The 25221-nt window shown below is 42.2% G+C and carries 21 protein-coding genes; all 21 read right to left on the reverse strand.

Annotation, left to right across the window (positions count from 1 at the left end; genetic code table 11):
* Positions 1-138: 138 nt before the first annotated feature.
* Complete coding sequence (locus tag MKY14_RS15440) at positions 139-1305, reverse strand: nucleotide sugar dehydrogenase (protein ID WP_340976787.1); 1167 nt, start codon at positions 1303-1305, stop codon at positions 139-141.
* A 26-nt stretch (positions 1306-1331) separates the two neighbouring features.
* On the reverse strand, positions 1332-2498 hold the full coding sequence (locus tag MKY14_RS15445; protein ID WP_340976789.1) for a glycosyltransferase family 2 protein: 1167 nt from the start codon (positions 2496-2498) through the stop codon (positions 1332-1334).
* A gap of 66 nt (positions 2499-2564) precedes the next feature.
* On the reverse strand, positions 2565-3653 hold the full coding sequence (locus MKY14_RS15450) for a DegT/DnrJ/EryC1/StrS family aminotransferase (protein ID WP_326046211.1): 1089 nt from the start codon (positions 3651-3653) through the stop codon (positions 2565-2567).
* A complete protein-coding gene (locus MKY14_RS15455; protein WP_340976791.1) occupies positions 3628-4338 on the reverse strand; it encodes an acetyltransferase in 711 nt (236 codons plus the stop codon). The genes MKY14_RS15450 and MKY14_RS15455 overlap by 26 nt, the downstream gene beginning before the upstream one ends.
* 30 nt (positions 4339-4368) lie before the next feature.
* Positions 4369-4986 carry a sugar transferase gene (locus MKY14_RS15460; RefSeq protein ID WP_340976792.1) on the reverse strand — a complete coding sequence of 206 codons (618 nt, stop codon included), beginning with the start codon at positions 4984-4986 and terminating at the stop codon, positions 4369-4371.
* A gap of 47 nt (positions 4987-5033) precedes the next feature.
* A complete protein-coding gene (locus tag MKY14_RS15465; RefSeq protein WP_340976793.1) occupies positions 5034-6080 on the reverse strand; it encodes a copper amine oxidase N-terminal domain-containing protein in 1047 nt (348 codons plus the stop codon).
* A gap of 2 nt (positions 6081-6082) precedes the next feature.
* On the reverse strand, positions 6083-6775 hold the full coding sequence (locus MKY14_RS15470) for a hypothetical protein (RefSeq protein ID WP_340976794.1): 693 nt from the start codon (positions 6773-6775) through the stop codon (positions 6083-6085).
* Between the two features lie 24 nt (positions 6776-6799).
* Positions 6800-8632 (reverse strand): polysaccharide biosynthesis protein, encoded by a 1833-nt coding sequence (locus MKY14_RS15475; protein ID WP_340976795.1) that lies wholly within the window; start codon positions 8630-8632, stop codon positions 6800-6802.
* A 41-nt stretch (positions 8633-8673) separates the two neighbouring features.
* Positions 8674-9360, reverse strand: a complete 687-nt coding sequence (locus MKY14_RS15480) for a CpsD/CapB family tyrosine-protein kinase (protein WP_036685074.1) — start codon at positions 9358-9360, stop codon at positions 8674-8676.
* Positions 9341-10120 carry a YveK family protein gene (locus tag MKY14_RS15485; protein WP_340976797.1) on the reverse strand — a complete coding sequence of 260 codons (780 nt, stop codon included), beginning with the start codon at positions 10118-10120 and terminating at the stop codon, positions 9341-9343. Before MKY14_RS15485 ends, MKY14_RS15480 begins: the two co-directional genes overlap by 20 nt.
* Positions 10121-10239: 119 nt before the next feature.
* Positions 10240-12216, reverse strand: coding sequence for an S-layer homology domain-containing protein (locus MKY14_RS15490; RefSeq protein ID WP_076129426.1), 1977 nt, complete (start codon positions 12214-12216; stop codon positions 10240-10242).
* 135 nt (positions 12217-12351) lie between these two features.
* Positions 12352-13134, reverse strand: a complete 783-nt coding sequence (locus MKY14_RS15495) for a tyrosine-protein phosphatase (protein WP_076129427.1) — start codon at positions 13132-13134, stop codon at positions 12352-12354.
* Between the two features lie 104 nt (positions 13135-13238).
* On the reverse strand, positions 13239-13907 hold the full coding sequence (yihA, locus tag MKY14_RS15500; protein ID WP_036685063.1) for a ribosome biogenesis GTP-binding protein YihA/YsxC: 669 nt from the start codon (positions 13905-13907) through the stop codon (positions 13239-13241).
* 12 nt (positions 13908-13919) lie between these two features.
* Positions 13920-16283, reverse strand: coding sequence for an endopeptidase La (gene lon, locus MKY14_RS15505; protein WP_076129428.1), 2364 nt, complete (start codon positions 16281-16283; stop codon positions 13920-13922).
* Positions 16284-16517: 234 nt separating this feature from the next.
* Positions 16518-18227, reverse strand: a complete 1710-nt coding sequence (gene lonB, locus MKY14_RS15510) for an ATP-dependent protease LonB (RefSeq protein ID WP_038573063.1) — start codon at positions 18225-18227, stop codon at positions 16518-16520.
* A gap of 1086 nt (positions 18228-19313) precedes the next feature.
* The gene (locus MKY14_RS15515; RefSeq protein WP_179086850.1) at positions 19314-19457 is read right to left on the reverse strand and encodes a hypothetical protein; all 144 of its coding nucleotides are present in this window, start codon (positions 19455-19457) and stop codon (positions 19314-19316) included.
* Positions 19458-19486: 29 nt separating this feature from the next.
* The gene (locus MKY14_RS15520; RefSeq protein WP_340976800.1) at positions 19487-20158 is read right to left on the reverse strand and encodes a BlaI/MecI/CopY family transcriptional regulator; all 672 of its coding nucleotides are present in this window, start codon (positions 20156-20158) and stop codon (positions 19487-19489) included.
* A 201-nt stretch (positions 20159-20359) separates the two neighbouring features.
* On the reverse strand, positions 20360-21487 hold the full coding sequence (gene ispG, locus MKY14_RS15525) for a flavodoxin-dependent (E)-4-hydroxy-3-methylbut-2-enyl-diphosphate synthase (protein ID WP_339188256.1): 1128 nt from the start codon (positions 21485-21487) through the stop codon (positions 20360-20362).
* Positions 21488-21599: 112 nt separating this feature from the next.
* Complete coding sequence (gene clpX, locus MKY14_RS15530) at positions 21600-22856, reverse strand: ATP-dependent protease ATP-binding subunit ClpX (protein WP_036685052.1); 1257 nt, start codon at positions 22854-22856, stop codon at positions 21600-21602.
* Between the two features lie 12 nt (positions 22857-22868).
* On the reverse strand, positions 22869-23459 hold the full coding sequence (gene clpP, locus MKY14_RS15535; protein WP_076129430.1) for an ATP-dependent Clp endopeptidase proteolytic subunit ClpP: 591 nt from the start codon (positions 23457-23459) through the stop codon (positions 22869-22871).
* 386 nt (positions 23460-23845) lie between these two features.
* Positions 23846-25180 (reverse strand): trigger factor, encoded by a 1335-nt coding sequence (gene tig / locus MKY14_RS15540; protein ID WP_076303255.1) that lies wholly within the window; start codon positions 25178-25180, stop codon positions 23846-23848.
* Between the last annotated feature and the right edge of the window lie 41 nt (positions 25181-25221).

The following is a 25221-nucleotide window of genomic DNA, read 5'->3' on the forward strand; positions in this document are numbered from 1 at the left end:
CTCCCTTTAATAAAATTGGATATATTTAAAAATCAGACCAGTATTTCCCCTTCATTCATGTCATTATCACGAAAAAAATCCTCATTTTAAATCTAAGTTCTAACAGAATCTTACAAAAAGTTGATCTTATTTCCTCTTTTAATCCCTATTAAACAAATCTCTCGTAAATACTTTTTCTTCTACATCCTCTAATTCATCTGACATTCTATTTGCGACAATCACATCTGAAATTCTCTTTAATTCATCAATATCTTTAATCACTCTTGAATTATAGAAACTGTCTTCCTTTAATGTTGGTTCGTAAACTACAACTTCAATACCTTTTGCTTTAATACGCTTCATTACACCTTGTATAGAAGATTGTCTGAAGTTATCAGAATCCGTTTTCATTGTTAAACGATAAATCCCTACAATTTTTGGATTTCTGGAAAAAATACTCTCAGCAATATGATCTTTCCTAGTCCTATTAGAATCAACAATTGCCCCCATAATATTATTTGGAACATCAGCATAATTAGCTAATAACTGTTTGGTATCTTTAGGCAAGCAGTATCCACCATATCCAAATGAAGGATTATTATAGTGGTTACCGATGCGTGAATCAAGACATACTCCTTCAATAAGTTGTCTTGTATCTAATCCTCTTATCTCAGCATAGGTATCAAGTTCATTAAAATATGCAATCCTTAAAGCAAGATATGTATTGGCAAATAATTTAATAGCTTCTGCTTCATTTGAACCGGTAAATAAAAGCTTAATATCATCCTTAATCGCACCTTGAATCAGACAATTTGCAAACTTCTTTGCTCTTTCCGATTGTTCTCCGATAACTATACGTGATGGATATAAGTTATCGTGTAAGGCTTTACCCTCTCTTAAGAATTCAGGTGAAAAGATAATATTATCTGTTTCAAACATCTCTTTTACTTTTTTAGTATAACCAACCGGTACTGTTGACTTAATAACCATCACAGCAGTTGGATTTATGGATAAAACATTAGCAATAACTGCTTCAACATTTCTTGTATTAAAATAATTCTTATCAGGATCATAATTGGTTGGTGTAGCGATAATAACATAGTCTGCATCTTTAAATGCTATATAATTATCAGTAGTTGCTTTTAAATTCAAATTTTTATTTGCCAAATATTCTTCAATCTCATTATCATTAATCGGTGAGATTCTATTATTAATCATATCAACTTTATCTTGAATAATATCTAGAGCAATTATTTCATTATGTTGAGCTAATAGTATTGCATTTGATAGGCCAACATAGCCTGCTCCTGCTACAGTTATTTTCATTTTCTTTCACCTCGTCTAATTAGGTCTTACCTTGTACTCTCAGCTTTCTCCCAAAACGGTTTGGACTTCCCAGTCAGTATTTTATATACTCCCACCCACTGAGCAAGTATTGTTACGCAATAATAGTAAATTAAAGTAGATAGTTTATTATTTGTTTTAGTTACTGCTTTAGTTAAAGCTAATAAATAAAATAGTATCTGCCCACCAAATGTAACAAGAAAAAAGGTTGAACTTGGTATTAAAAGTGCATTAGTCAAAAATACAATCAGATGCGAACACCACAATAAATATCTGCATGTCCTATGACCAAAGTAAAAGTACGAAAACCACTTATACTTAAAAATATTGAGTATTCTCAAATCAGGTAAAATATGATTGAGAATAATTCGGTTCATACGAACTTTCCGTCCAAATTCATCTTCAATTACCTCACCAGCTTTTTCATACGCAATTGCATCATGATTACAAATAGCTCTCTTACCGTTTAATGCATAAAATGGTGGCATAGCACTGTCATGACATTGTATCGGATTAAAATCATAATAATCAGAAGTTCTGCATGCATAAATCGCACCATTTCCAGCTGTTATTGTCTGTATTCTTCCTTCAAGTTCGCGAATTGCTAGATCACTATCCCAATAGCTTGCTTCCGAACTACTAACATCATTCACTTCATTATTCACTATGGATAGTTTCCCAGTAACATAAGCAATCTTCCGAGAAGTAAAAGCAGCCATAAGTTCTTTTATAGCATCCTTTTTCATAATTGAGTTAGCATCAGTCATGACTAAATATTCTGTTTTAACTTTCTTATGAGCTTCGTTCTGCGCGTTGGTCTTTCCTTTTCGAGCATTAACTTCATATAATATAATATTCTTTTCTTTATGACTCTCAATAAAACTCTTTACAATTTGATTGGTATTGTCCGTACTGTTATCTGAAGAAATTAAGAACTCTATTTTATCCTCTGGATAGTCGAGTTCTAATATATTATTCAGCTTATCGAGAATAACTTTTTGTTCATTATGAGCAACAATCATTAAAGTTACAGTTGGTTGATGTGAATAATTTTTCATCAATTTTCTATTCTTATACAACTTACCTATTAACCGTAATGATACTGGATAACCAATCATTGCCCATACAATAATAAATCCGCTTAAGTAAAATAGAATCTTTAATAATAATTCCATTATCATAGCTCCTTAAATCGTAAACTCACTTAAACTTCCTTTCAGAAAATAACGAATTTACTATGATTAGTAATTTTTCATTAAATGTCCTTTTATAATACTAATTACTTGTTCGCAATGCTTTTGAGTCATTGCACTTCCAGAAGGAAGGCAAATACCAGTTTTGAACAAACCTCCAGATATATTATTAGCATGTGAAAAGAAAGGATAATCTTTAAATAATGGTTGTGAATGCATTGGTTTCCATACAGGACGAGATTCAATATTAGCCTCCTCAAGGAGCACTATGATATCTTCAGGAGTAACTAATTCGCCGGATGAAAGATTTAAAACTGACAACCAATGGTTAGGCTTTCCATTATTAGATATTGGCATAAAAGACAACGGAAGGTCGCTCAGAGATTCTCTATATAAATTATTAATTGTTCTACGTTTTTGAATAAAAGAATCTAATGCCTCTAACTGCCCTCGCCCGATTCCAGCGCAGATATTGGACATTCTGTAATTATAGCCAATCTCTTTATGTTCATAATGTCTTGACGTTTCTTTCGATTGCGTAGCCCAAAAACGCATTTTTTTAATAGCATCCTCGTCATTGGATACGACCATACCACCACCTGAGGTAGTTATAATTTTGTTACCATTAAATGAAAAAATACCAATATGTCCAAATGATCCGCATTTCTTACCTTTGTACGTTGCACCTAGCGCTTCAGCTGCATCCTCTATAACTGGAACACCATATTGTTCACATATCGGAATTAGCAAATCATAATCAGCACTCTGACCATATAAATCAACTATAATAACTGCCTTTGGCATTTTATTTTCTTTTTTAGCCCACTCAAATGCCTCCTCTAAAGCAATAGGAGACATATTCCAAGTTTCAGGTTCAGAATCAATGAATACAGGATTAGCATATTGATATAAAATCGGATTACAACTTCCCGCAAAGGTTAGATCAGAGCAAAACACATAGTCCCCTGGACCGACACCAAAATATTTCAGTGCTAAATGAATACCTGCTGTCCCAGAGGATAAAGCCAGTCCATGTTCTACACCTACGTACTCGCATAATTCTTCTTCGAATTTATCCACATTTGTCCCCAGGGGAGCAATCCAGTTAGTATCAAACGCTTCTTGTATGTACTTCATTTCGTTCCCACTCATATGAGGCGGGGATAAAAAAATCCTTTCCGGCATCGCTCTTCATCTCCAAGTTTTTCTTTATTTTCGCAGGCACTCCTGCCACCATTACATTATCCGGGATATCCTTTATCACTATCGTTCCAGCAGCTACAATTACGTTAAATCCGATAGTTACATTATTTAGCACTTTAGAACCCACACCCAACCAACTACAGCTTTTCACATGAACAGTTCCACATACATTAACACCAGGAGAAATATGCACCCCATTTTCTAATGTACAGTCATGGTCAATAGTAGATGAAGTGTTTAGAATACTGCCTTTACCAACTCTAGCACTAGCATTTACTACTACTCCAGCCATAATGACACTGCCTCTTTCTATCTGGCTGAATCTGCTTATTGTACTAGATGGATGAATGATACTTGGAATTTCATAACCTGCACGTTCAAGTCTGTCCAGCCATATCATTCTTGTCACATTATTTCCTATGGCTACAAACGCTGCTGAATAATCTTCTCTATGATCCATATAACTTTCAAATCCACCCAATACAGCTTTTCCCAATACATCATTAAGCTCTTTATTATTATCTAGGAAGGCTATTTCGTCCCAATTACCAGTACTCAACGCTGCATCAGCAACTACCTTGCCATGCCCACCTGCTCCCAAAATCAATAACTTAGACACCCATATTCACCCAGCTTTCGCTCTTTCTACTTAGATATCTAGAGTACTCCCAGAGAAAATCGGCATTGTATCATTCTGAGAATTATTTATTCCTTCTCTTACTAGAACGTTCTTTATGGTTTTAAAGACAATTTTAGTATCCAAACTGAGACTAATATGATCTACATACCAAACGTCATATTGAAATTTTTCTTCCCAACTGATGGTATTCCTACCGTTCACCTGGGCCCACCCAGAAATGCCAGGGACCACTTCATGTCTACGATTTTGTTCAGGAGTATAATGTTTAAGATATTGTACTAGTAGAGGACGGGGACCAATAAAGCTCATGTCGCCTTTGAGAATATTGAATAATTGCGGCAATTCATCTATACTACATTTTCTCAAAAAGGAACCTACTCTAGTCATTCTTAGTATGTCAGGTAATAGATTTCCATCTTGGTCAGTCTCTAATGACATTGTTCTGAATTTATACACTGTAAATATCTTTCCCATCTTACCAGGTCGCTTCTGACGAAATAAAACAGGACCTTTCGAACCAATCTTGATAGCTATAGTTGCTGCTAACATGATAGGTGAAGATAAAATGATTAAAAAACAAGCAGTAATCCAATCAAATGTTTTTTTTACAACTAAGTAAGGCTTCATCCATCACTCAACCTCTGCATATATATTGATAAAGAAACAGCGGATATTTAATCCGCCATTCCCGCAGCCAGATCTTTCCCTAACTGAAGCTGTGATTCAAATTCACTTTTATATTGACTAATAATCTCCGTGCTATACCCATTGCTGTTCAGTTTTTGTTCAGCATCAGCAACTATACTATTGAAGCTAGCTGTGAATGAGGCTAGTTGTTGTACCCCTTTAGCTTTAATACTTTTCTTACTCGCCTCATCTGTTGCTCCAACATACTCAAATGCAATACTCATTAATGTCGATTGACTTTGATTTTTAAGCGCCGTAAGTTTAGCTTCTGTGTCACTAGTGATAGTTTCATATGAAACCTTTCCAGTTCCTGCAGAACCACCACCTGTTGCACCTGTACCACCTGGTGCACCTATTGTATCCGTTGGCACTGGTGTCGCTACTGGAGATGGGTCCTTAACATTGTCATTGTTTGTCGATCCATTAGTGGTTTGTTCCTGATAAGCCTTGGAAGCTGCAGTAATGGTCTTCGTCTTCTGATCCCAGCTAATGTTATGACCTACAGATTCCGATAAAAAACGTAGGGGTACATATAAGGAACCATTCAGAATAAAGCTAGATTGGCTTGTAGGCAAAGCCTTGGTTGCACCGTTAAATACATAACTTGCCTTAACTTGATTGAGGACAATATTCTTCGCTGCTGCTGAAGTATTATTCCCGTTCGTTGCATTCATTAGATATTCTTTAATCACAACTAGCTCTGAGCTGCTAGGCTCTGCTACGGTAACTTTAACGTTTTTAGCATCCCAAGCTACACTCTTTTGCAAGGCATATGACATAAACCGCAATGGAACATAAGTTGTATTGTTGTACATGAATACATACTGACCTGCGGGTGGATGAATACTTACGCCGTCAAAAATCAAATTCACGTTCATACTTTGCACTTTAATCGTATTAGTTGCAGCCTTAGTCGTTGTACTCGGTAACGCAGCCGCTGCTGACACAGATATAGGTGCGGATGCTGTTAATGGTGCTAGACCAATTGAAGCAACTAATGATAAAGCTACGACTGATAGTGTTGCTTTAGACATGTTTATTCACTTCCCTTTTCTTTCGCTTTTAGTCGTTCTTCTTCAGCAATAATTTGGTCACGTGTTTTTCCTTGACTAACTCCGTACTTTTTAGCAATTTGAGATAACTGATTGTATTGCTCATCAGATACTTTACCGAGAATGATACTGCGTGCTTCTCGCTTTTCTTCTACGGTTAAACCACCTTTGGCTAACTCTTTTAGGTGGTTAATATCTGATACGCTAAGTTGACCAAGAACAATAGAAGCAACATCTGCTTTATCCTTAATCGTTACATTTTCTTGAATTTGCTTAGCTTTATCTGTGGAGACCTGTGCTGTGTAACCATCTGAAGAGCCCTCTTTATCTGATGATGGAGCTTTGGTCGGTTCACTAGTAGTAGAAGCTGTTGTTTCACCATTAGGTTTATCGTTATTTTTACTACTTTGATTACTATTTCCCTCATCATTTACTGGTGGAGTAGAAGGTACCGCAGACTCTACAGGTTCGACATTACTATCATCAACTGTATCAGTCGGTGCCGTTCCTTGATCTTGCCCACCAACATTATCCTCAGATTCCAGATCAAAACCATCTGCCATTGAATTCATCAGCTTATCGACAGCATAATTCGCGGCGAACAAGCCGCCAACACCCAGTACTACAATAACTGACAGCGTCCATAAAAGGATCTTTTTCCATCGTTTGTTGAACACTTTATATCCTCCTTTATGAATTACTTAGCTAATAGCAACTTGGGCAACGGGCTGCATCGGTACAATCTGATTGATTATTTCGCGGATGACTTCTGGTTCCTCAGCGAGAACACGTTCCAAACGTTTAAACTCCAGTTCTAACTGGTTCAGACTTATGACATTAGGTTTACCGATAAAGATTCTTCCATGATCAGTAGAACCTAGATTTTCTTCATCTGTAAGCAACTCTTCATATAACTTCTCACCCTCACGAATACCGGAGAAATGAATATCAATGTCCTTATAGGGTTCATATCCAGAGAGCGTAATTAAGTCTTCCGCCAACGTTAGAATCTTAACCGGCTCTCCCATATCCAGAATGAACACTTCTCCGCCTTTGGCGAAAGAACCAGATTGGATGACAAGCTGAACAGCTTCCGGAATCGTCATGAAATAACGCACCATTTCTGGATGAGTCACAGTCACTGGCCCCCCGGCAGCGATCTGCTGCTTAAAGGCTGGAATCACACTACCACGACTGCCAAGAACATTCCCAAAACGCACAGCAGAGAACTTTGTTTGACTTGTGGTGTGCAGGCTCTGCACATACATTTCCGCAATCCGTTTAGTGGCACCCATTACACTGGTTGGGTTAACCGCCTTATCAGAAGAGATCATTACGAATCTCTCGGCACCATATTTATCTGCACAATCCGCAACATTTTTGGTGCCAAAAACATTATTTTTAATGGCTTCCGAAGGATTACGCTCCATTAAAGGAACGTGTTTATGTGCTGCTGCGTGAAAGACCACATGCGGTCTATGGCCACTGAATACATCCATTATCCGACTGCGATCCTGTACATCTGCTATCACGGTTACAATGTTCAACTCCGGAAAACTCTTACGAAGCTCCATTTCAATCGTGTAAATACTGTTCTCACCGTGTCCAAGTAACATTAGCTTGTCCGGACCAAAAGGAGCAATCTGCCGGCATAACTCTGAACCAATAGATCCGCCAGCCCCCGTAACTAACACCGTCTTATGATGTACATAACCTAAAATACTGTTTAAATCAGCTACGATCGGCTCACGACCTAATAAATCTTCTACGCTAACATCCCGAAGTTTCTTAACTGATATTTTTCCAGCGATCAGATCATTAAGAGCCGGTATAATCTTCAGCTTTGCTCCAGTCTTTTTGGCAAGATTAATAATCTCAGAAATCTCAGTACGTGAAACAGAGGGCATGGCGATGATAATCTCATGAATTTCTCTTTCTTTCACAATAGCTGGGATAGCATATCGATTACCTAATACAGGAACACCCAATATATACATATGGTATTTATTCGCATTATCATCAATGAAACCGATTAATTTGGTATGTGCAAAAGAGGGTCCCATCATTTCCCGAGCAATTAATAACCCACAATCACCAGCACCTACAATTAGTGTATGGGTCTTAGTGTCTTTGTAATTGATTCGGTCATTATGAAGTACTCTCCATAAAAATCGAACTCCACCTACTAATAAAAGAATAGTCTCCATGGACCGAACTTCTATGGCAAGAGGTACTCTATCCGGCAAAATTAGATACGCCAGTGCAAATGAAAATAAAGACCCTACTACAATAGCTTTAGAAACCGATATAATCTCACCGATACTGGCATATTGCCACATTCTTCGGTAAAGACCGAAGTATATCAGGCTTCCACCAAATGCAAATGTTGCAATCAAACCAAATTGCAGCATCTGTACAACATATTCCTGAAGAGCATGGTTAGGGTACCGAAACAAATAAGATGTCACAATACTGAACCAAATGATCGCAAGATCAATGAAGAATAAAAGAATCACTCTAGATTTCGCTGTCATTTTCAGTGCCTCCAAAAATAACATTTTTAATTATGAATAAATCAATTTCCATAGTAGTAGTAATAGTACCCTTCACTAGCTTTACGTTTTACATTATTGAGAACAACGCCGAGCATTTTTGCACCTACACGATCTAGATTAGCTTTAGCTTTTACTGCGATATCGCGTTTTACCTTACCATAGCTGACAACCATAATAACGCCATCACTCTTCGAGGCCACAATTTGTGCATCCGTAACCGCTAATAGTGGTGGAGTATCAATAAGAATGACATCATACCGCTGACGCAAATCCTGTAAAAGAGTACTCATCCGATTAGATGCCATCATTTCCGCCGGGTTGGGCGGGATTGGTCCAGAGGTCATAATTGAAAGATTATTAACTCCAGAGTCTTGGACAGTGTCCTCAAGAACTGCCTGCTGAGACAGTAGGGAGGATAAACCAAAACGGTTACTTAGTGTAAAAGTCTTATGTGCCGTTGGCTTCCGCAAATCGGCGTCAATCAACAATACTCTTTTATCTGCTTGTGCGTAAGCTGCCGCCAGGTTAGCAGATACCGTAGATTTACCTTCTTCCGGTCCGGAGGAAGTGACCATAATCACTTGAATAGTCTGATCTACAGAAGAAAAATCAATATTCGTGCGCAATGCGCGAAATGCTTCAGAGACAGGAGAGCGTGGGTTCGTAACGGTGATCAGATGGCGTTGTTTATTTGGAAGCTGTGACATGTTCGAGGTCCCCCGCCTTTCTGGATGATTGTTTCTGTGTTTGTGTGGCACCTTGCTTGCTTTCATCTTGACCCAATCTTGTAATCATAGCTATGGTAGGCAAACCAAGATACTTCTCAATATCAGCTTCTGTCTTCAGGGTGTCATCCATATATTCCAGCAGGAAGGCAATCCCTAATCCAATCATCAAAGAGACGATAAAAGCAATAGCCATGTTCAGTAAAACATTTGGTTCTACCGGCCGTGGCTCAACAGTTGGATTCACTTTAGCTTCATTCAGAATCGATACATTTTCCACATTAAATAGACTTGGAATTTCTTCCTTGAACACAAGTGAAATGGCATTCACGATTTCAGCAGCCCGCTGATAAGAATTATCTCGAACGACAAGTGTCATCACCTGCGTATTATTTACGGAACTCACATTAACCTTTTTTAATAGCTCTTCCGCAGTAATATTGAATTGCGGATAATCCTTTGTAACAATATCAAGGATGGCCGGAGTCTTAATAATTTCCTTATACGTATTAATTAATTGAATATTGGTATTAATCTGGTTTAAATCAAGCTGCCCCACCGCTGACTGCGTCGGTGTTTGGTTAACGATAATCTTCGTGGATGCCTCATATACCGGGTTTTTAATATACAGACTATATACACCAGCAATACCGCACACCAATACAACTATGCTGAAAATGAGCCATAGTCTCTTCCTGACGATCTGAAAATAATCGCGAAGATCCAATTCTTGTGATGACAAGTGAAATTACCCCCAAGCTATTTCTGAAATATTTCGATGCCTGTTCAAATCTTCCCTATTTGCAAAAAAATCGCCTCCTCTCACCTACATGAGAGGAGGCTGTATACTATAAGTTTTATTTACTTGAAGTTAATAGTACGGTAGATAATTACTGCTGCTTCAGCACGGGTAGCTGTATCGTTCGGGTTGAACTTGCCAGCATTTCCGATAACCAGGTTGTGGCTAGCTGCAAACGCTACGCCATCTCTTAGGGATGCGCTGATCTTAGCAGCATCAGAGAATTTGCTGATTGCAGTAGAATCTGTTTTTGCATCAGGATTGATAGATTTCAACGCACGGGAGATCATTGTTGCCATTTCTGCACGTGTAATAGTTGCATTAGGATCAAATTTGGCCGCACTGCGTCCAGTAATAATCCCTTTTTCTGCTGCAACTGCTACATATGGTGCATACCAAGCAGTTGAACTTACATCGCTAAAGCTTTGTACAGCAGAGTTGTTTTCCAGGTTAAGCGCACGAATCAACATTTTGGAGAACTCAGCACGAGTTACGTTGCTCTTCGGTGCAAATTTACCTGCTCCGACTCCTTCAATTGCACCTTTAGCAGCTACGACTTGAATTTGTCTACCAGCCCATGCTTGTACAGCAGCAATATCATTAAAGGAGACTTTATTCTCAAGTACTGCGTAAGAAGAGAATGTATCACGTGGTTCTACGATGAAATCTCCATCAAGAACTCCACCTTGGAATTGCAGGTCGCCGTATACAAGCTTACCAACGGAAAGCAATTCTTTATCAAGACCATCAGTATTCTTAAGTGGCAATTTGATAGTAATTGGTTGTTTAAATGTGCTTTGTACTACACCGTTCACACTAAGTGTGAATTCATACACATCCGAAGCCAATTTCAGCTTGGTAACGGAAGTTACAACTTCTGGTTTAGCTGTAGTTACTGTCAATGAAATCGCTGTGCTGAATTGGCTTACAGGAATCGTTACAGTTACACCGTTGAAAGTAACGGCGATATTCGCAATACCTTTAGCTTTTGCAGCTTCAATAATGGCTTGGGAAAGTGGAACTTCAACTGTAGTAGCGTTTACTGTTCCCAGATTCAGGGTCAAAGTAAGACCAGTTTTACCAGGGTTCGCTGCAACTAGTTTATCAAATTCTTTAATTACATCAGCATCAACCAATTTCAAGGTTGCTTTACCGTCAACAATGCTTACGAGCTTAGATACGTCATAGATTCCTGGAGTTTGAACAGGAGCTACAGGCGTTGTAACACTTCCATTCCCGCTTCCACCGCTACCAGGACCGACTCCGCCGCCAGTACTAAATCCATAAGCTTTAACGTAAGCAACAGCAAGTGATTTTGCCGCAGGTTTTGCGGATTTAATATTATTGTTCAGGTTTTTCAATGTTTGCTTAACATCATTAGCAGTAACTCCAAGCTTGTTCAAAGCCTGACTTACTGTAAGAGCTCCTGCACCTGTAGTGTGGTTCATCACTTTCGCAATGGCTTCATCCAACAAAGTCTCGTAACCAGATTCAGATGTAAGAATTGCCAACAAATCTGCTGATGACTTGTTACCTACCAGTTCACGAAGTTCTGTTTCAATACTGCTCAAGAATTCAGCAACACTATCAACAGTAAGTCCAGACACACCCGCTTTAGCTGCAATTTTGCTTACCAAAGCAATGTTTTTGTCATCGTTACGGATCACTTGGATTCCGGAGAAGTCATTTCCATAGACATCGTAGACTACACTAGTAACGCTTTGGAACAATTTAAGTGATGTTTTTGTTTCTTCTCCATCCAGTGAAAGCTTGTTCAGTACTGGAGCAAAAATTTCTGTAAATTCTTTCTCACTCAGTGCTGCAACCTCAGTCTTCAAATTGTAAAGATAAACTGCATCTGTTGCGGTCAATTGTTTGTAAACAGCAAGAACCTTATCCTTAACTGCTGCACTGCTACTAACTGTAGCCGCAGATGCTGTGCCTACTGCTCCAAGGCTTCCCAACGGAAGACCCGCTACGGATGCTGCTACCATACTTGCTGCTAATGTTGATACTACTAGTTTCTTTTTCAAAGTCACTAAATATCCACCTCTTCTTATGTATTAAAATACTGTACTACCATAGACCTAGAACAATTCGCCCAAATGCTACGCTATTACGTATAGCATTAAATCACCCAATAAAACCCATTCTACCACTATTAGGTAGATTAGTCAGCCCTTTCGGAAAAAAAATCCAAACAATTTTTGTCGGTTTCCCCTTGTTTGTACGTGTTTTCCATGAATAACCTCGCCATTGGTCATAATTTGCTGAGCATTGCCGCGAACATAGTCACGCATCTCAGGGCCTAATTCTTTCTCCATAACCACATAAGCAGCGTTTAATCCAAAAGGACGATGAACACTGTCATGTGCATCAGAGGCCAACACATGTACTGCATTTCTACGGCATAGCTCCAGCGACAATCTCTGTAGCTTATTCCCGAAAACGCCTGCAAGACTCTGTGCGGTTACCTGTCCAAGTGATCCTAACTCTATCAATCTCTCTAGTTTAGAAGGATCAGCAGCTATTTCAGCATTGCGCTCCGGATGGGCGATGACCGGAACGAACCCTTGAATGATCAGCTCGTGGCAGATTTCTTCCATGTTACGTGGTACTCGTGAAGAAGGCATTTCCAGTAAAATATACCGCGAATCTGCAAGACTCAGCAGTTCCCCCCGCTCCAGATCATTCAGCAGATCACCGTAGATACGGATCTCTTGACCTGGAAGAACAAGCAGTGGATTACCAGCCTGACGAAGTCTCTCATTCATCATCTCCACAGCTTCTTTAATCTTGGGGGCATTATTCATATATTGACCGTTGGCATGATGTGGCGTGGCGATGACTGAAGTAATCCCTTCTCTGTGGGCGTCTTGCGCCATGGCAAGAGCAGCTTCCCAATCAGAGGCTCCGTCATCCAAAAAGGGTAAGATGTGGCAATGAATATCTATCATATGTTATCTATCGGTCCTTTTCCATAGAAATTTTAGTTTTATCAACAAAAAAATACAACCATTCCCACCAGGAATGGTTGCTTGATTTTAAATGAGTTCATATCTTACGCTTCGGTTGACTCCTCTTGCTGAGATTCATTTGCTATCATTTCAGCATCCTCTGAATCCGGAGATTCATTCTCAGAAGGGCGAATATACCCATCGATTAAGCCCCAAAGCTCGTCTTTGCCGAGACCAATTTCCGAGGAGAATGGAATAAAATTATCCCCTGGCAGCACGCCCAGCTCCTGCTTCATGGTCTTGATATGCTTTTGCCAGCGTGTCTTAGGAATTTTATCCGCTTTGGTCGCTACAACGCACATAGGAAGATCATAATGCTTCAACCAGTCGAACATCATCTTATCATTGCTGGTAGGCGAATGCCGCAGGTCCACAATAAGCAGAACAAGCTTCAACGTATCGCGCTCAGAGAGGTATTTCTCAACCATTTTACCCCACACCGCGCGTTGTGTCTTGGAGACTTTGGCATACCCGTAACCTGGAAAGTCAACAAAATACATGCTGTCTTCATTGATACGGTAATAGTTCATGTGTTGTGTCTTACCAGGCGTGGAGCTTGTCCGAGCCAGATTCTTACGGTTAATCATTCGGTTAATGAGGGAAGACTTCCCCACATTGGAACGCCCTGCCAGAGCAACCTCTGGCAAGGAATCATCAGGGTACTGATCAGGGCCAACGGCACTGATAATAAATTCGGCAATATTAACTTTCATAGGACTTCCTTTCTAATGCACACTACTCGGTGGCTCACTGCTAATTTCATTATGATGCTCAACTAACGCATGATGCAAGACCTGATCCATATTAGATACAGGTACGAACTCAACATCATTACGTACGCTCTCAGGAATATCTTTCAAATCCCGTTCATTGTCTTTGGGAAGAAGGATCTTTTTATATCCAGCTCGGTGAGCCGCAAGGGATTTCTCTTTCAATCCACCAATGGGCAGTACACGTCCCCGCAAGGTGATTTCACCTGTCATCGCCACATCCTTCGAAACATAACGTTTCGTGAGCGCGGAGATCAATGCGGTTGCAATCGTAATCCCTGCAGACGGACCATCCTTCGGAATTGCACCTTCCGGGATATGGATATGAATATCAATCTTCTCATAAAAATCGGGCTGGAGCCCCAGCTCCTCCGCCTTCGAACGAGTATAGCTGAATGCTGCCTGTGCCGACTCCTTCATTACATCGCCAAGCTGTCCGGTAAGGGTTAGTTTACCTGTTCCCTGCACAACCGTAACTTCGATCAGCAGTGTATCTCCACCGACCTCAGTCCAAGCTAGCCCAGTGACCGTACCGATCTGATCTTCAAGCTCAGCCATACCGTAACGATATTTAGAAGCCCCAAGATAATCCTTGATGTCGTCAGGAAGAATGACCACTTTCTCTTTTTCCTCAGACACGATTTGTTTCGCAGCTTTGCGGCATAATGCTGCAATCTGCTGTTCCAAATTACGAACACCGGATTCACGGGTATATTCGCGGACAATGCGTAATAAGCTATCGTCTTCGATAATCAGTTGATCTTCTGCAAGACCGTGGTTTTTCTTCTGCTTAGGTAATAGATAACGGCTGCCGATTTGCAGTTTCTCCAGTTCCGTATATCCCGGAATGAACAACATTTCCATTCGATCCAGCAAAGGACGCGGAATATTATGCACTACGTTCGCTGTTGTTACAAACATTACGTTCGACAAGTCGAACGGCAGCTCTACAAAATGATCACTAAACGTGTTGTTTTGTTCTGGATCCAACACCTCAAGCAGCGCTGAAGATGGATCTCCACGGAAATCCGCAGCCATCTTATCGATTTCATCCAATAGGATAACCGGATTAATCGTACCCGCCGTCTTCATGCCTTGGATAATCCGGCCCGGCATCGCACCTACATAAGTCCGGCGATGTCCTCGAATCTCCGCCTCATCACGTACACCACCTAACGAGATACGGACGAACTTGCGGTTGAGCGAGCGGGCGATGGAACGAGCCAGTGAGGTTTTCCCCACCCCCGGAGGACCTACAAGACATAAAATCGGACCCTTAAGCTTCTTAACCAGCTGCTGAACGGCCAAATATTCCAATACCCGTTCCTTCGGTTTTTCCAAACCGTAGTGATCCTCATCAAGTACCTGCTCGGCCTTTTTGATGTCAAGATCATCCTCTGTCTGTTCACTCCAAGGGAGACTAAGCAGCCAATCTACATAGTTGCGAATGACGCCGCCTTCCGCAGAGCTGACTGGCATTTTTTCCAGCCGATCGATTTCTTTCTCCATCTTTTCTTTCACACGTTCTGGAACATTTTTCTCTTCCATTAGCGTCCGCAGCTCTTCCGCTTCTCCTACCCGGCCTTCCTTCTCGCCGAGTTCTTTCTGGATCGCTTTCATTTGCTCACGCAAATAATATTCCTTCTGCGTCTTTTCCATCTGCTTTTTGACACGTTGATTGATCTTACGTTCAAGCTCCAGCACTTCACGCTCATTATTAAGAATATCAAGAAGCTTCTCCAGCCGTTTACTGACATCAATCGTCTCGAGAATTTCTTGCTTATCCTTAATTTTTAGCGATAAATGACTCGTAATGACATCCGCAAGTCGACCAGGCTCTTCTATATCGGATACAGCAGCGAGGGTCTCTGGGGTCACTTTTTTGGATAACGTAATATAGTGTTCGAACTGATTGAGTACTGTACGCATCAGCGCGTCACATTCTTGATCGCTATCTTCATCTTCCGGCAGCTCACGCGCCATAACCTCATAGTACTCATCATTATCGATATAATTAATAATTTCGGCCCGTTCTACACCTTCAACCAGTACACGTATCGTACCGTTTGGAAGCTTCAGCATTTGCCGCACATTGGCGACAGTACCGACCCGAAAAATATCGTCCTGACCTGGCTCTTCAATATTCACTTCCGACTGGGAACAAAGAAGAATCAAATTATCTTCAACCATAGCTTTCTCTAGCGCCCGAACTGACTTCTCACGGCCCACATCCAAGTGAAGAACCATGCTTGGGTACACAAGAAGCCCTCTTAGCGGCAATAAAGGAAAACGACGACCTTTTGTTTTATTTGTCATCATCGCTTTCGCACCTCCCATGGCTCTCAATTAATCTCATATGCATTCATTCTAACAAAAGCAGCCCCAAAACACCAACAGAGTCCTTAGATTTCAAGAAGAACCGACTTGCTTTTCCATAAATAGAGACAACGTTTCTTGTAGCATTTAAAAAGGAAGCAGCAGAATTGCCTGCAGCCTCCTTTATTTTACAGCGACAAATCTCACCTTATTCTTCGAATTAGGGATCAATTTAGTTTAACCCTTTGCAGATTCACCAGCCGCATCGGCCTTCAGGAGTGAAGGTGCAGCGGAGAACAGCTCTCCAGCAACTGCAGGCAGCCTTACATCAGCTGTATCGGCACCGAACAGGTGACGGAACACCTCTTCTACTGTTTCCATTGGAATAACGCGTAATGGTGCGAGGTCAGCGAAGAGCGACTGCCAGTTTTCTTTTGGAATAAGCACTGTAGTGGCTCCAGCTTGAAAAGCAGCTTCTACTTTGGCAATTACACCGCCCACTGGCTTAACTCGACCATGGATGCCTATCTCACCTGTGATCGCTACCGTGTTATCCACGGGAAGTCCACGAATAGCGGAGACAATTGCTACTGCCATCGCTACTCCAGCAGAAGGTCCGTCAATCGGTGTACCCCCTGGGAAATTCACATGTAGATCATAACGATCGGGCTCCAGATTCATCGTACGCAGTACGGTCAATACATTCTCAACTGAGCCCTTTGCCATACTTTTTCGCCGAATCGTGCGGGAGCCTCCACCGATCTCTTCTTCATCCACCACACCTGTCACGTTCAATCTGCCTTGGCCGTTCACAGCAGGCGCTGCGGAAACTTCGATTTCGAGCAAAGTCCCCATACCCGGTCCATACACAGCAAGACCGTTCACTAATCCAATCTGTGGTGCCGAAGGAATCTTGCGTTCCGTACGCAGCGGAAGCTGGCTGCTGCCTGCCACCCATTCCACATCAGCAGCATTTAGTGTATCTCTCTGCTCAGTTAAAGCTAACCCAGCAGCCAGCTGGATCATGTTAACTGCCTCCCGGCCGTTGGTTGCATACTGTTGCACCACAGTGACTGCTTCCGGACTTGGTTTAAGCCCAATTTTCTGTATCGCGTCACGCGCGATGACGGCAATCTCATCCGGCAGCAGCGGGCGGAAATAAATCTCCATGCAGCGCGAACGCAGCGCAGGTGAAATCTCATCCGGAGAGCGCGTAGTAGCGCCAACTAGCCGGAAATCAGCAGGCAATCCATTTTGAAAAATATCATGAATATAAGCCGGAGTATTATTATCCTCCGAATTATAATAAGCGCTCTCTAGCAGGACCTTCCGGTCTTCAAGCACTTTAAGCAGCTTATTCATCTGAATAGGGTGAAGCTCTCCTATCTCATCCAGAAAAAGAATCCCGCCATGCGCCTTAGTGACCGCGCCCGGTTTCGGCTGTGGCACACCCGCCACACCCATGGCCCCTGCACCTTGATAAATAGGATCATGCACAGAGCCGATCAACGGGTCAGCAATACCACGCTCATCAAAACGAGCGGTAGTGGCGTCAATCTCTGTGAATTTAGCGTCACTTTTAAAAGGAGAAAGCACATTCTTTTTCGCCTCTTCCATGACAACACGCGCTGCCGCAGTCTTGCCCACTCCCGGCGGACCATAAATAATCACATGCTGCGGATTAGCGCTGCAAAGTGCGGCTTTCAGGGCGCGCAGCCCATCTTTTTGCCCGACAATATCTCCAATAGAAGCCGGACGTGTTTTCTCCGACAATGGTTTAGTTAATGTAATCATCCGCATTTTCCGTAACTTGTCTAGTTCCTTGCGCGACTCTCGTTCCACCGCTGTCTTATTTGTCTTCTGACCCCGCAGCAGATTCCAAAAGTATACGCCGATAACCAGCGCGAAAAAGAGCTGCACGATCATCACAACTATACTTAATTCCATAGGTCATCCTCCTGTTTCGTTCAGTCTACCTTTCCACCCTTGGCTACTATTAGGTAGTATAGCCGTTTCGGTAATTAGTAAACGCGAATTTGAGGATTTGTTGAATTGTTGCAGTAGGATAGACTCTGATAATTAACTATAAGGGCATTAATGAGTATGGGGAGTACGAATGTAGCTTAGATAATTTTAAAAAAAGGAGATTGTTGAGGAGGTTGGAGAGGAAGTTGGAGAGGAAGGAATGCGGAGGAGTGAGGAGGAGTGCGGAAGTAAAGGAGGGATGAAGAGATGAAGAGGAATGAAGGAGGAATGCGGAGAAATGAGGGAGAGATTAGTGGAAAGGGAATTTGAGTAACTGTGGTGTTAAGGGGAATCGTCATACTTAGTAACTGAGTATCGTGATCGGTGCTACGTGGGGGTAAGGAACCTAGTTGTGCGTAGCGCAAAGGGTAAGGGCGTCTGGAGTTTCCTGTAGACGTTTATTTTGTTGAGTTCGAGGAGGTACTTTTAGAAGCTGAGTTAGTTGGACGCATTGGGTTACTTCTAAAAGCTGAGTTAACTGGGGATGGTGAGCTACTTCTAGAAGCTGAGTCAGCTGAACGCAGTGGGTTACTTCTAAAAGCTGAGTTAACTGGGGATGGTGAGCTACTTCTAGAAGCTGAGTTAGCTGAGGACGGTGAGCTACTTCTAGAGGCTAAGCCAGCTGGGCATGGTGAGCTACTTTTAGAAGTTGAGTTAGCTAGGGACGGTGGGTTACTTCTAGAAGTTACGTCAGTTTACCTCTAAGATGCAGAGTTAACTTAATTTGCTGAACATATCCCTTTGTATCTCCTATGCCCGTAGAAACATCCTATTTAGTACAAAAATCTAAGTATCATTGGTACCCTGCCAAATAATTAGGGAAATCCTCCCTATTTATCATTGATTCACGACCTCAAAGCTGCCAATTAGGGAAATCCTCCCTGATTATTGGACGAATCACACATAAATGGGAGAAATGCTCCTCTTATTAGGGAGTTTTTCCCTAATAAGCTTGATTTTGAGCCATAATCGGCTTATTTCAGGGAGAATTTCCCTAATTGTTGCGTTTTACTTCATAACGGACTTCACATCAAGCTCCTTCACATACCTTCTTTTCAAATTTCCACCTTCAGCAAAAGCCATGGCCAACATTGTTACGCCTATATGATCAGCCCCATCAAACACTTCTGCTACACCTGCTCCATCAGCCATCAGCCATCAACCACCAGCCTTTACAAATATCAATCCCAGTAATAAAGAACATCACGAGCCAGCTTATACTCAACATTTTTGACGCCGATCCCCCTGTTCACAGGGGTAAGCCAGCCTTTTTCACAGAGATTCTTTAGCATCATGCGTACTGTTTTGGGATCTAGCGTGAAATAATCAGCGACTTCTTTAGGGCGTATCACCCCAGCTTGACGCACCACTAAACGCATGATTTCCTTCTCAGCGATTAGCAGTCTGCCACGCGGTGCATCTACAATTTGGTAGCGGCTTAGCGCCAAACGCAGCAGTGTAACACATAACTCAGGGCGCTGTTCAACATCATCATAGGCAAATGAAATTACTTGATAACCCATTCCGTACAGAAAAGTTTCACGATTTAGCTCATTACAATACTTCAGCCTATCCATGTCTCTTACATGAGCTGCATACCCTTTGATCTCAAACAAAAGCTTGATCGGCCCCGGCAAAAAAGCAAAATCAGCAAAATAAGCTCGTCTTTGTAAATCCAGCACCTCATACTCCGGATGAAGATTATTGAAATCACCACAAAGCGGCCACCAGACATTCTGCAAAAATAATTTCTCGGCGTGGCCATGCCCTCTCTCCAGCCTCCCCCGACGTTCGCCCGTTCTGCTTGCAAGATGCTGCGCAATAAATTTTTCATGGGCTTGTTCATAGTTCATGTTTACTCATCCCTTCCTCCAAAATGGAAATAAACGCAAAAAAAACGCCCCATGAGCCCCGGATATACCGGAACTGCACAGGACGTTCTTCGCCACTTAGATCACTACTTACCTAACGTCGCCCAAAATTACTATACGATGCTAAGAAGTGTTTATAATATTATGAGATTGAAAATTCTTATAAATACCATTCAGACCAAGTTACTTCGATTGCACCGGAGGTGCAAGGTTAGCGTGGGCGCGGCCTGGGATTTCGCCCGTTGCCTCGTAAGCCACCACGATCGCATCAATTTCCTTTTTCAGCTCGTTCACGAGTTCTGCTTCAGGCACTTTACGGATCATTTGGCCGTAACGGAAAAGCAAACCTTCCCCACGAGCGCCAGCAATACCGATATCTGCTTCACGTGCTTCACCAGGACCGTTAACAGCACAGCCAAGGACGGAAACTTTAATAGGCACCTTAAGCTTCGAAATGTATTCTTCCACCTCATTAGCGATGGAGAAAAGATCGATATCCAGTCGTCCGCAAGTCGGACAAGAGATCAGCGTCGCCGCGTTAGAGATCAGACCAAACGTCTTCAGCAGCTCACGCGCCACCTTAATCTCTTCAACCGGATCGGCACTAAGCGAGATACGCAGTGTGCTGCCGATGCCCATAGAGAGCAGTGCACCAATACCTGCGGAGCTCTTCACTGTACCAGCAAACAATGTGCCAGATTCTGTAATCCCCAAGTGCAGTGGATAAGGGATAACTTCCGCAGCCTGACGGTAAGCTTCGATGGCCATTGGCACATCGGATGCTTTTAGAGAAACGATAATGTCGTGGAAATCCAGTTCCTCCAGAATCCCAATATGGTATAACGCACTTTCTACCATGGCTTCTGGGGTTGGATATCCGTATTTCTCCAAAAGGTGATTCTCCAAAGAACCAGCGTTTACACCAATCCGAATCGGAATTCCTTTTTCTTTACATGCTTTAACTACCGCTTCTACCTTTTCGCGACGACCAATGTTCCCCGGATTAATCCGTACTTTATCGATGCCGTTCTCGATAGCCATCAACGCTAGCTTATAGTTGAAATGAATATCCGCTACGAGTGGGATATGAATCTGTTTCTTGATCTCCTTGATTGCGGCAGCCGCCTCTTCATTGTTGACAGTTACGCGTACTAGCTGGCAGCCTGCTTCCTCAAGCCGCAATATTTCAGCTACAGTAGCCTCCACATCAGCGGTTTTGGTTGTACACATGCTTTGAATCGCAACCTCGTTGTTTCCCCCAATAATGAGCCCGCCAACATTGACAGGACGGGTTTGGTGTCTCAAGAACATGATTTTTCTCCCCCATAACGCCAAAGCTCCACCCCTTCGCTCCCGCTAATGTGAAGCGGGATAAGCGGAAGAAAGGTGGAGACTGTGACATGTATTGTTAAGGAAAAGCGGCTTACGCGCTTTCCTCTTTCTTCTTGTCTTTCTTAAGGTTGAGCTCAGGCAAAGCTTTCTCCTGAACGACCTGTTCCGTGATCACACAATCCTTAATATCATCGCGTGAAGGAACTTCATACATCACATCGAGCATGATGCTCTCAATAATCGCGCGCAGTCCACGGGCTCCCGTATTACGTTTGATCGCTTCCTTGGCAATTGCTTCGAGTGCCAATGGTTCGAACTTCAACGCTACGTTGTCCATTTCCAGCAGCTTGATATATTGTTTAGTGAGTGCATTTTTAGGCTCGGAAAGGATACGTACAAGCGTATTCTCATCAAGCGGCTCCAAAGTCGAGATGACTGGCAGACGGCCTACAAATTCAGGAATAAGACCGAATTTGAGCAAATCTTCAGGCAATACCATCGACAAATATTCGCCAGGCTTAAGATCCTTTTGTCCTTCAACTGCTGCGTTGAAGCCAATGATTTTTTTACCGATACGGCGTTTAATCATTTGCTCCAGACCGTCAAAGGCACCGCCAACGATGAACAGGATGTTCGTCGTGTCGATCTGAATAAACTCCTGGTGAGGATGCTTACGTCCGCCCTGCGGAGGCACAGAAGCAACAGTTCCTTCCAGAATCTTCAGAAGCGCTTGCTGCACACCTTCGCCGGAAACGTCACGAGTAATGGACGGATTCTCGGATTTACGTGCTACTTTATCAATTTCATCAATATAGATAATGCCGCGTTCGGCTTTCTCCACATCGTAATCTGCAGCTTGAATGAGTTTGAGCAGAATGTTCTCAACATCCTCGCCAACATAACCAGCTTCCGTTAAGGAAGTAGCGTCTGCAATAGCAAAAGGAACGTTGATAATCTTCGCCATCGTTTGTGCTAACAAGGTTTTACCAGAACCTGTTGGACCGAGCAAAAGGATATTACTCTTAGTCAGCTCAACATCTTCGATCTTGCTTTGGCTGTTCACGCGCTTGTAGTGGTTATAAACCGCTACAGAAAGAGATTTCTTCGCTTGCTCTTGACCGATTACATATTGATCCAAAATATCACGAATTTCCTTTGGTTTTGGAATATCCTTCAGATCAAGCTCTTCCTCATGACCGAGCTCTTCTTCCACAATTTCCGTGCAAAGCTCGATACATTCGTCACATATATAAACGCCCGGTCCTGCTACAAGCTTACGAACCTGCTCTTGTGATTTACCGCAAAAAGAACATTTCAATTGCCCTTTTTCATCATTAAATTTAAACATCTAACCACCCCTTTAAGATTTCATCGGTGAAGAAAGAACCTGGTCAATAAGCCCATATTCCTTGGCTTCTTCCGCGCTCATGAAGTTATCGCGGTCTGTGTCCCGTTCGATTTTTTCAAGGGGCTGACCTGTGCGATCTACATAAATTTGATTCAGCTTCTGTCTCGTCTTGAGGATCCAGTCAGTGTGAATCCAAATATCAGACGCTTGACCTTGAACACCGCCGAGCGGTTGATGAATCATAACTTCGCTGTTGGTCAGCGCATATCTTTTGCCCGGCGCCCCAGCTGTTAGAAGGAGCGATCCCATGCTTGCTGCCATCCCTACACAAATGGTTGAAACATCCGGTTTGATATATTGCATCGTATCGTATATACCCATGCCGGCTGTTACTGAACCACCGGGTGAGTTGAGGTACAAGTGAATGTCCTTCTCGGGATCATCTGCTGCCAAAAACAGCAATTGAGCAATAACCAGATTGGCGACATCATCGTCAATCGCACTGCTTAAGAAAATGATGCGATCCTTGAGTAATCTGGAATAGATATCGTACGAACGTTCTCCACGACTTGTTGATTCCACAACCATTGGTACCAGACTCATGCCACCAACCTCTTTTCTCTGTACAGATTAGTCTTATCGTTTCAGAAATATTTTAACACGTTCACGGCGCGATGTCATTTTTTCACTACAGTGGACAGTCCGCTGCTTGTGAATTGTGACGTTACCGCCCCTATTACCTTATTGCCATACGTTCATACGGATACCTATGTAGTCACATATATTTGCGGCCGAGGATAAAAATAAGGCACGTAACGAAACTTACGTGCCTTATCATATCTGTATGGAGGCCGTGTAACTTGGCCGTTCTAGGTAGTGTCAAGCTAAAACGCCTTCGGCGTCCTTTTAAGGACGGTAAGCGTTTATGCGAGAATTATAAGAATAAAGTATAAAGTGAAACTTATACCTTCTTATAATTTTAAAATATCCTACTCAGCTTTAGTGTCTTCAGCAGCTGGTGCTTCTTCTACTGCTTCAACTTCTACACTATTGCTAACAAGGAAATCAATGGTTTTACGCAACGAAAGCTCTTCGTTCAAGCTGCCCAGTGAACCGTTAGCTGCCAAGATGCTGCGGATTTCTTCTGGAGTACGTTTGTAAGCTTCAGCCATAGTAGCCAACTCTTCGTTAACTTCTTCTTCGGAAACTTCAATGTTCTCTTGTTTTGCGATAACTTCCAATACCAGGTTGTTGCGAACGCGTTTTTCAGCATCGCCTTTCATTTGGTTCTGCAAGTCTTCACGAGTTTGGCCGGAGAAGCTAAGGAACATATCCATGTTCATGCCTTGTTGACGAAGACGAGTGTCGAAGTCACGAACCATATTCTCAACTTCACTGTTGATCATAGCTTCAGGGATTTCAACTTCAGCGTTAGCTGCTGCTTTATCAACAACTGCATTCTCACGAAGGCCTTTCAGTTCTTCCTCTTTACGGGATTCGAGCTGAGCCTTCAAATCTGCTTTGTACTCATCCAAAGTTTCGAATTCACTTACATCTTTAGCGAACTCATCATCCAATGCAGGAAGTTGTTTGCGTTTGATTTCGTGCAGCTTCACTTTGAATACTGCTTTTTTACCCGCAAGGTTCTCTGCATGGTATTCATCAGGGAAAGTAACTTCAACATCTTTGAAATCTCCAGTAGCCATTCCTACCACTTGCTCTTCGAATCCTGGAATGAAGGAGTTGCTGCCAAGCTCAAGAGAGTGACGTTCAGCTTTTCCGCCTTCAAACGGTACATCATCAACATATCCGTCAAAATCGATTACAGCGATGTCGCCGTTAGCTGCTGCTTCTTCTTCAACTACTACAAGCTCAGCATGACGTTCTTGCAGACGAGCAAGTTCAGCACTCAACTCTTCTTCAGTCACTTCAGCTTTTTGTACTGGAACTTCCAGACCTTTGTAATCGCCGAGCTTCACTTCAGGTTTAACCGTGATCTTCGCTTTGAAGATAAAGGATTGGCCTTTAGCAAATTGCTCAATATCAACTTCAGGACGGTCTACAGGGAAGATGTCAGTTTGTTCAACTGCTTCACCGTAAGCTTCAGGAAGAAGAATGTCGATTGCATCTTGGTACAAGCTTTCTACACCAAAACGGGATTCAAAGATCGGCCGAGGTACTTTACCTTTACGGAAGCCTGGTACGTTAGCTTTTTTAACGACTTTGTTAAAAGCTTTATCAAGTGCTGCTGTTACGCGTTCTGCGTCTACTTCTACTTCAAGAACTCCAAGGTTCTTCTCTATTTTTTCCCATGTTGCTTTCATATTATACTTTTCCCTCCAAAATATAGGTTCACAAGTTTACT

It is taken from the genome of Paenibacillus sp. FSL R5-0887 (assembly GCF_038002305.1).
Taxonomy (GTDB): Bacteria; Bacillota; Bacilli; order Paenibacillales; family Paenibacillaceae; genus Paenibacillus_AQ; species Paenibacillus_AQ odorifer.

Bases quoted from the DNA above. Each gene is read 5' to 3' on its own strand.
- MKY14_RS15450 (WP_326046211.1), bottom strand. From the start codon at position 3,653: ATGAAGTACATACAAGAAGCGTTTGATACTAACTGGATTGCTCCCCTG.
- yihA (WP_036685063.1), bottom strand. From the start codon at position 13,907: ATGAAAGTTAATATTGCCGAATTTATTATCAGTGCCGTTGGCCCTGAT.
- ispG (WP_339188256.1), bottom strand. From the start codon at position 21,487: ATGTTCTTGAGACACCAAACCCGTCCTGTCAATGTTGGCGGGCTCATT.
- lonB (WP_038573063.1), bottom strand. From the start codon at position 18,227: ATGGAATTAAGTATAGTTGTGATGATCGTGCAGCTCTTTTTCGCGCTG.
- MKY14_RS15495 (WP_076129427.1), bottom strand. From the start codon at position 13,134: ATGATAGATATTCATTGCCACATCTTACCCTTTTTGGATGACGGAGCC.
- MKY14_RS15520 (WP_340976800.1), bottom strand. From the start codon at position 20,158: ATGAACTATGAACAAGCCCATGAAAAATTTATTGCGCAGCATCTTGCA.
- MKY14_RS15465 (WP_340976793.1), bottom strand. From the start codon at position 6,080: ATGTCTAAAGCAACACTATCAGTCGTAGCTTTATCATTAGTTGCTTCA.
- lon (WP_076129428.1), bottom strand. From the start codon at position 16,283: ATGATGACAAATAAAACAAAAGGTCGTCGTTTTCCTTTATTGCCGCTA.
- MKY14_RS15445 (WP_340976789.1), bottom strand. From the start codon at position 2,498: ATGGAATTATTATTAAAGATTCTATTTTACTTAAGCGGATTTATTATT.
- clpX (WP_036685052.1), bottom strand. From the start codon at position 22,856: ATGTTTAAATTTAATGATGAAAAAGGGCAATTGAAATGTTCTTTTTGC.
- MKY14_RS15440 (WP_340976787.1), bottom strand. From the start codon at position 1,305: ATGAAAATAACTGTAGCAGGAGCAGGCTATGTTGGCCTATCAAATGCA.
- MKY14_RS15480 (WP_036685074.1), bottom strand. From the start codon at position 9,360: ATGTCACAGCTTCCAAATAAACAACGCCATCTGATCACCGTTACGAAC.
- MKY14_RS15475 (WP_340976795.1), bottom strand. From the start codon at position 8,632: ATGACAGCGAAATCTAGAGTGATTCTTTTATTCTTCATTGATCTTGCG.
- MKY14_RS15515 (WP_179086850.1), bottom strand. From the start codon at position 19,457: ATGGCTGATGGAGCAGGTGTAGCAGAAGTGTTTGATGGGGCTGATCAT.
- clpP (WP_076129430.1), bottom strand. From the start codon at position 23,459: ATGAGTCTGGTACCAATGGTTGTGGAATCAACAAGTCGTGGAGAACGT.
- MKY14_RS15460 (WP_340976792.1), bottom strand. From the start codon at position 4,986: ATGAAGCCTTACTTAGTTGTAAAAAAAACATTTGATTGGATTACTGCT.
- tig (WP_076303255.1), bottom strand. From the start codon at position 25,180: ATGAAAGCAACATGGGAAAAAATAGAGAAGAACCTTGGAGTTCTTGAA.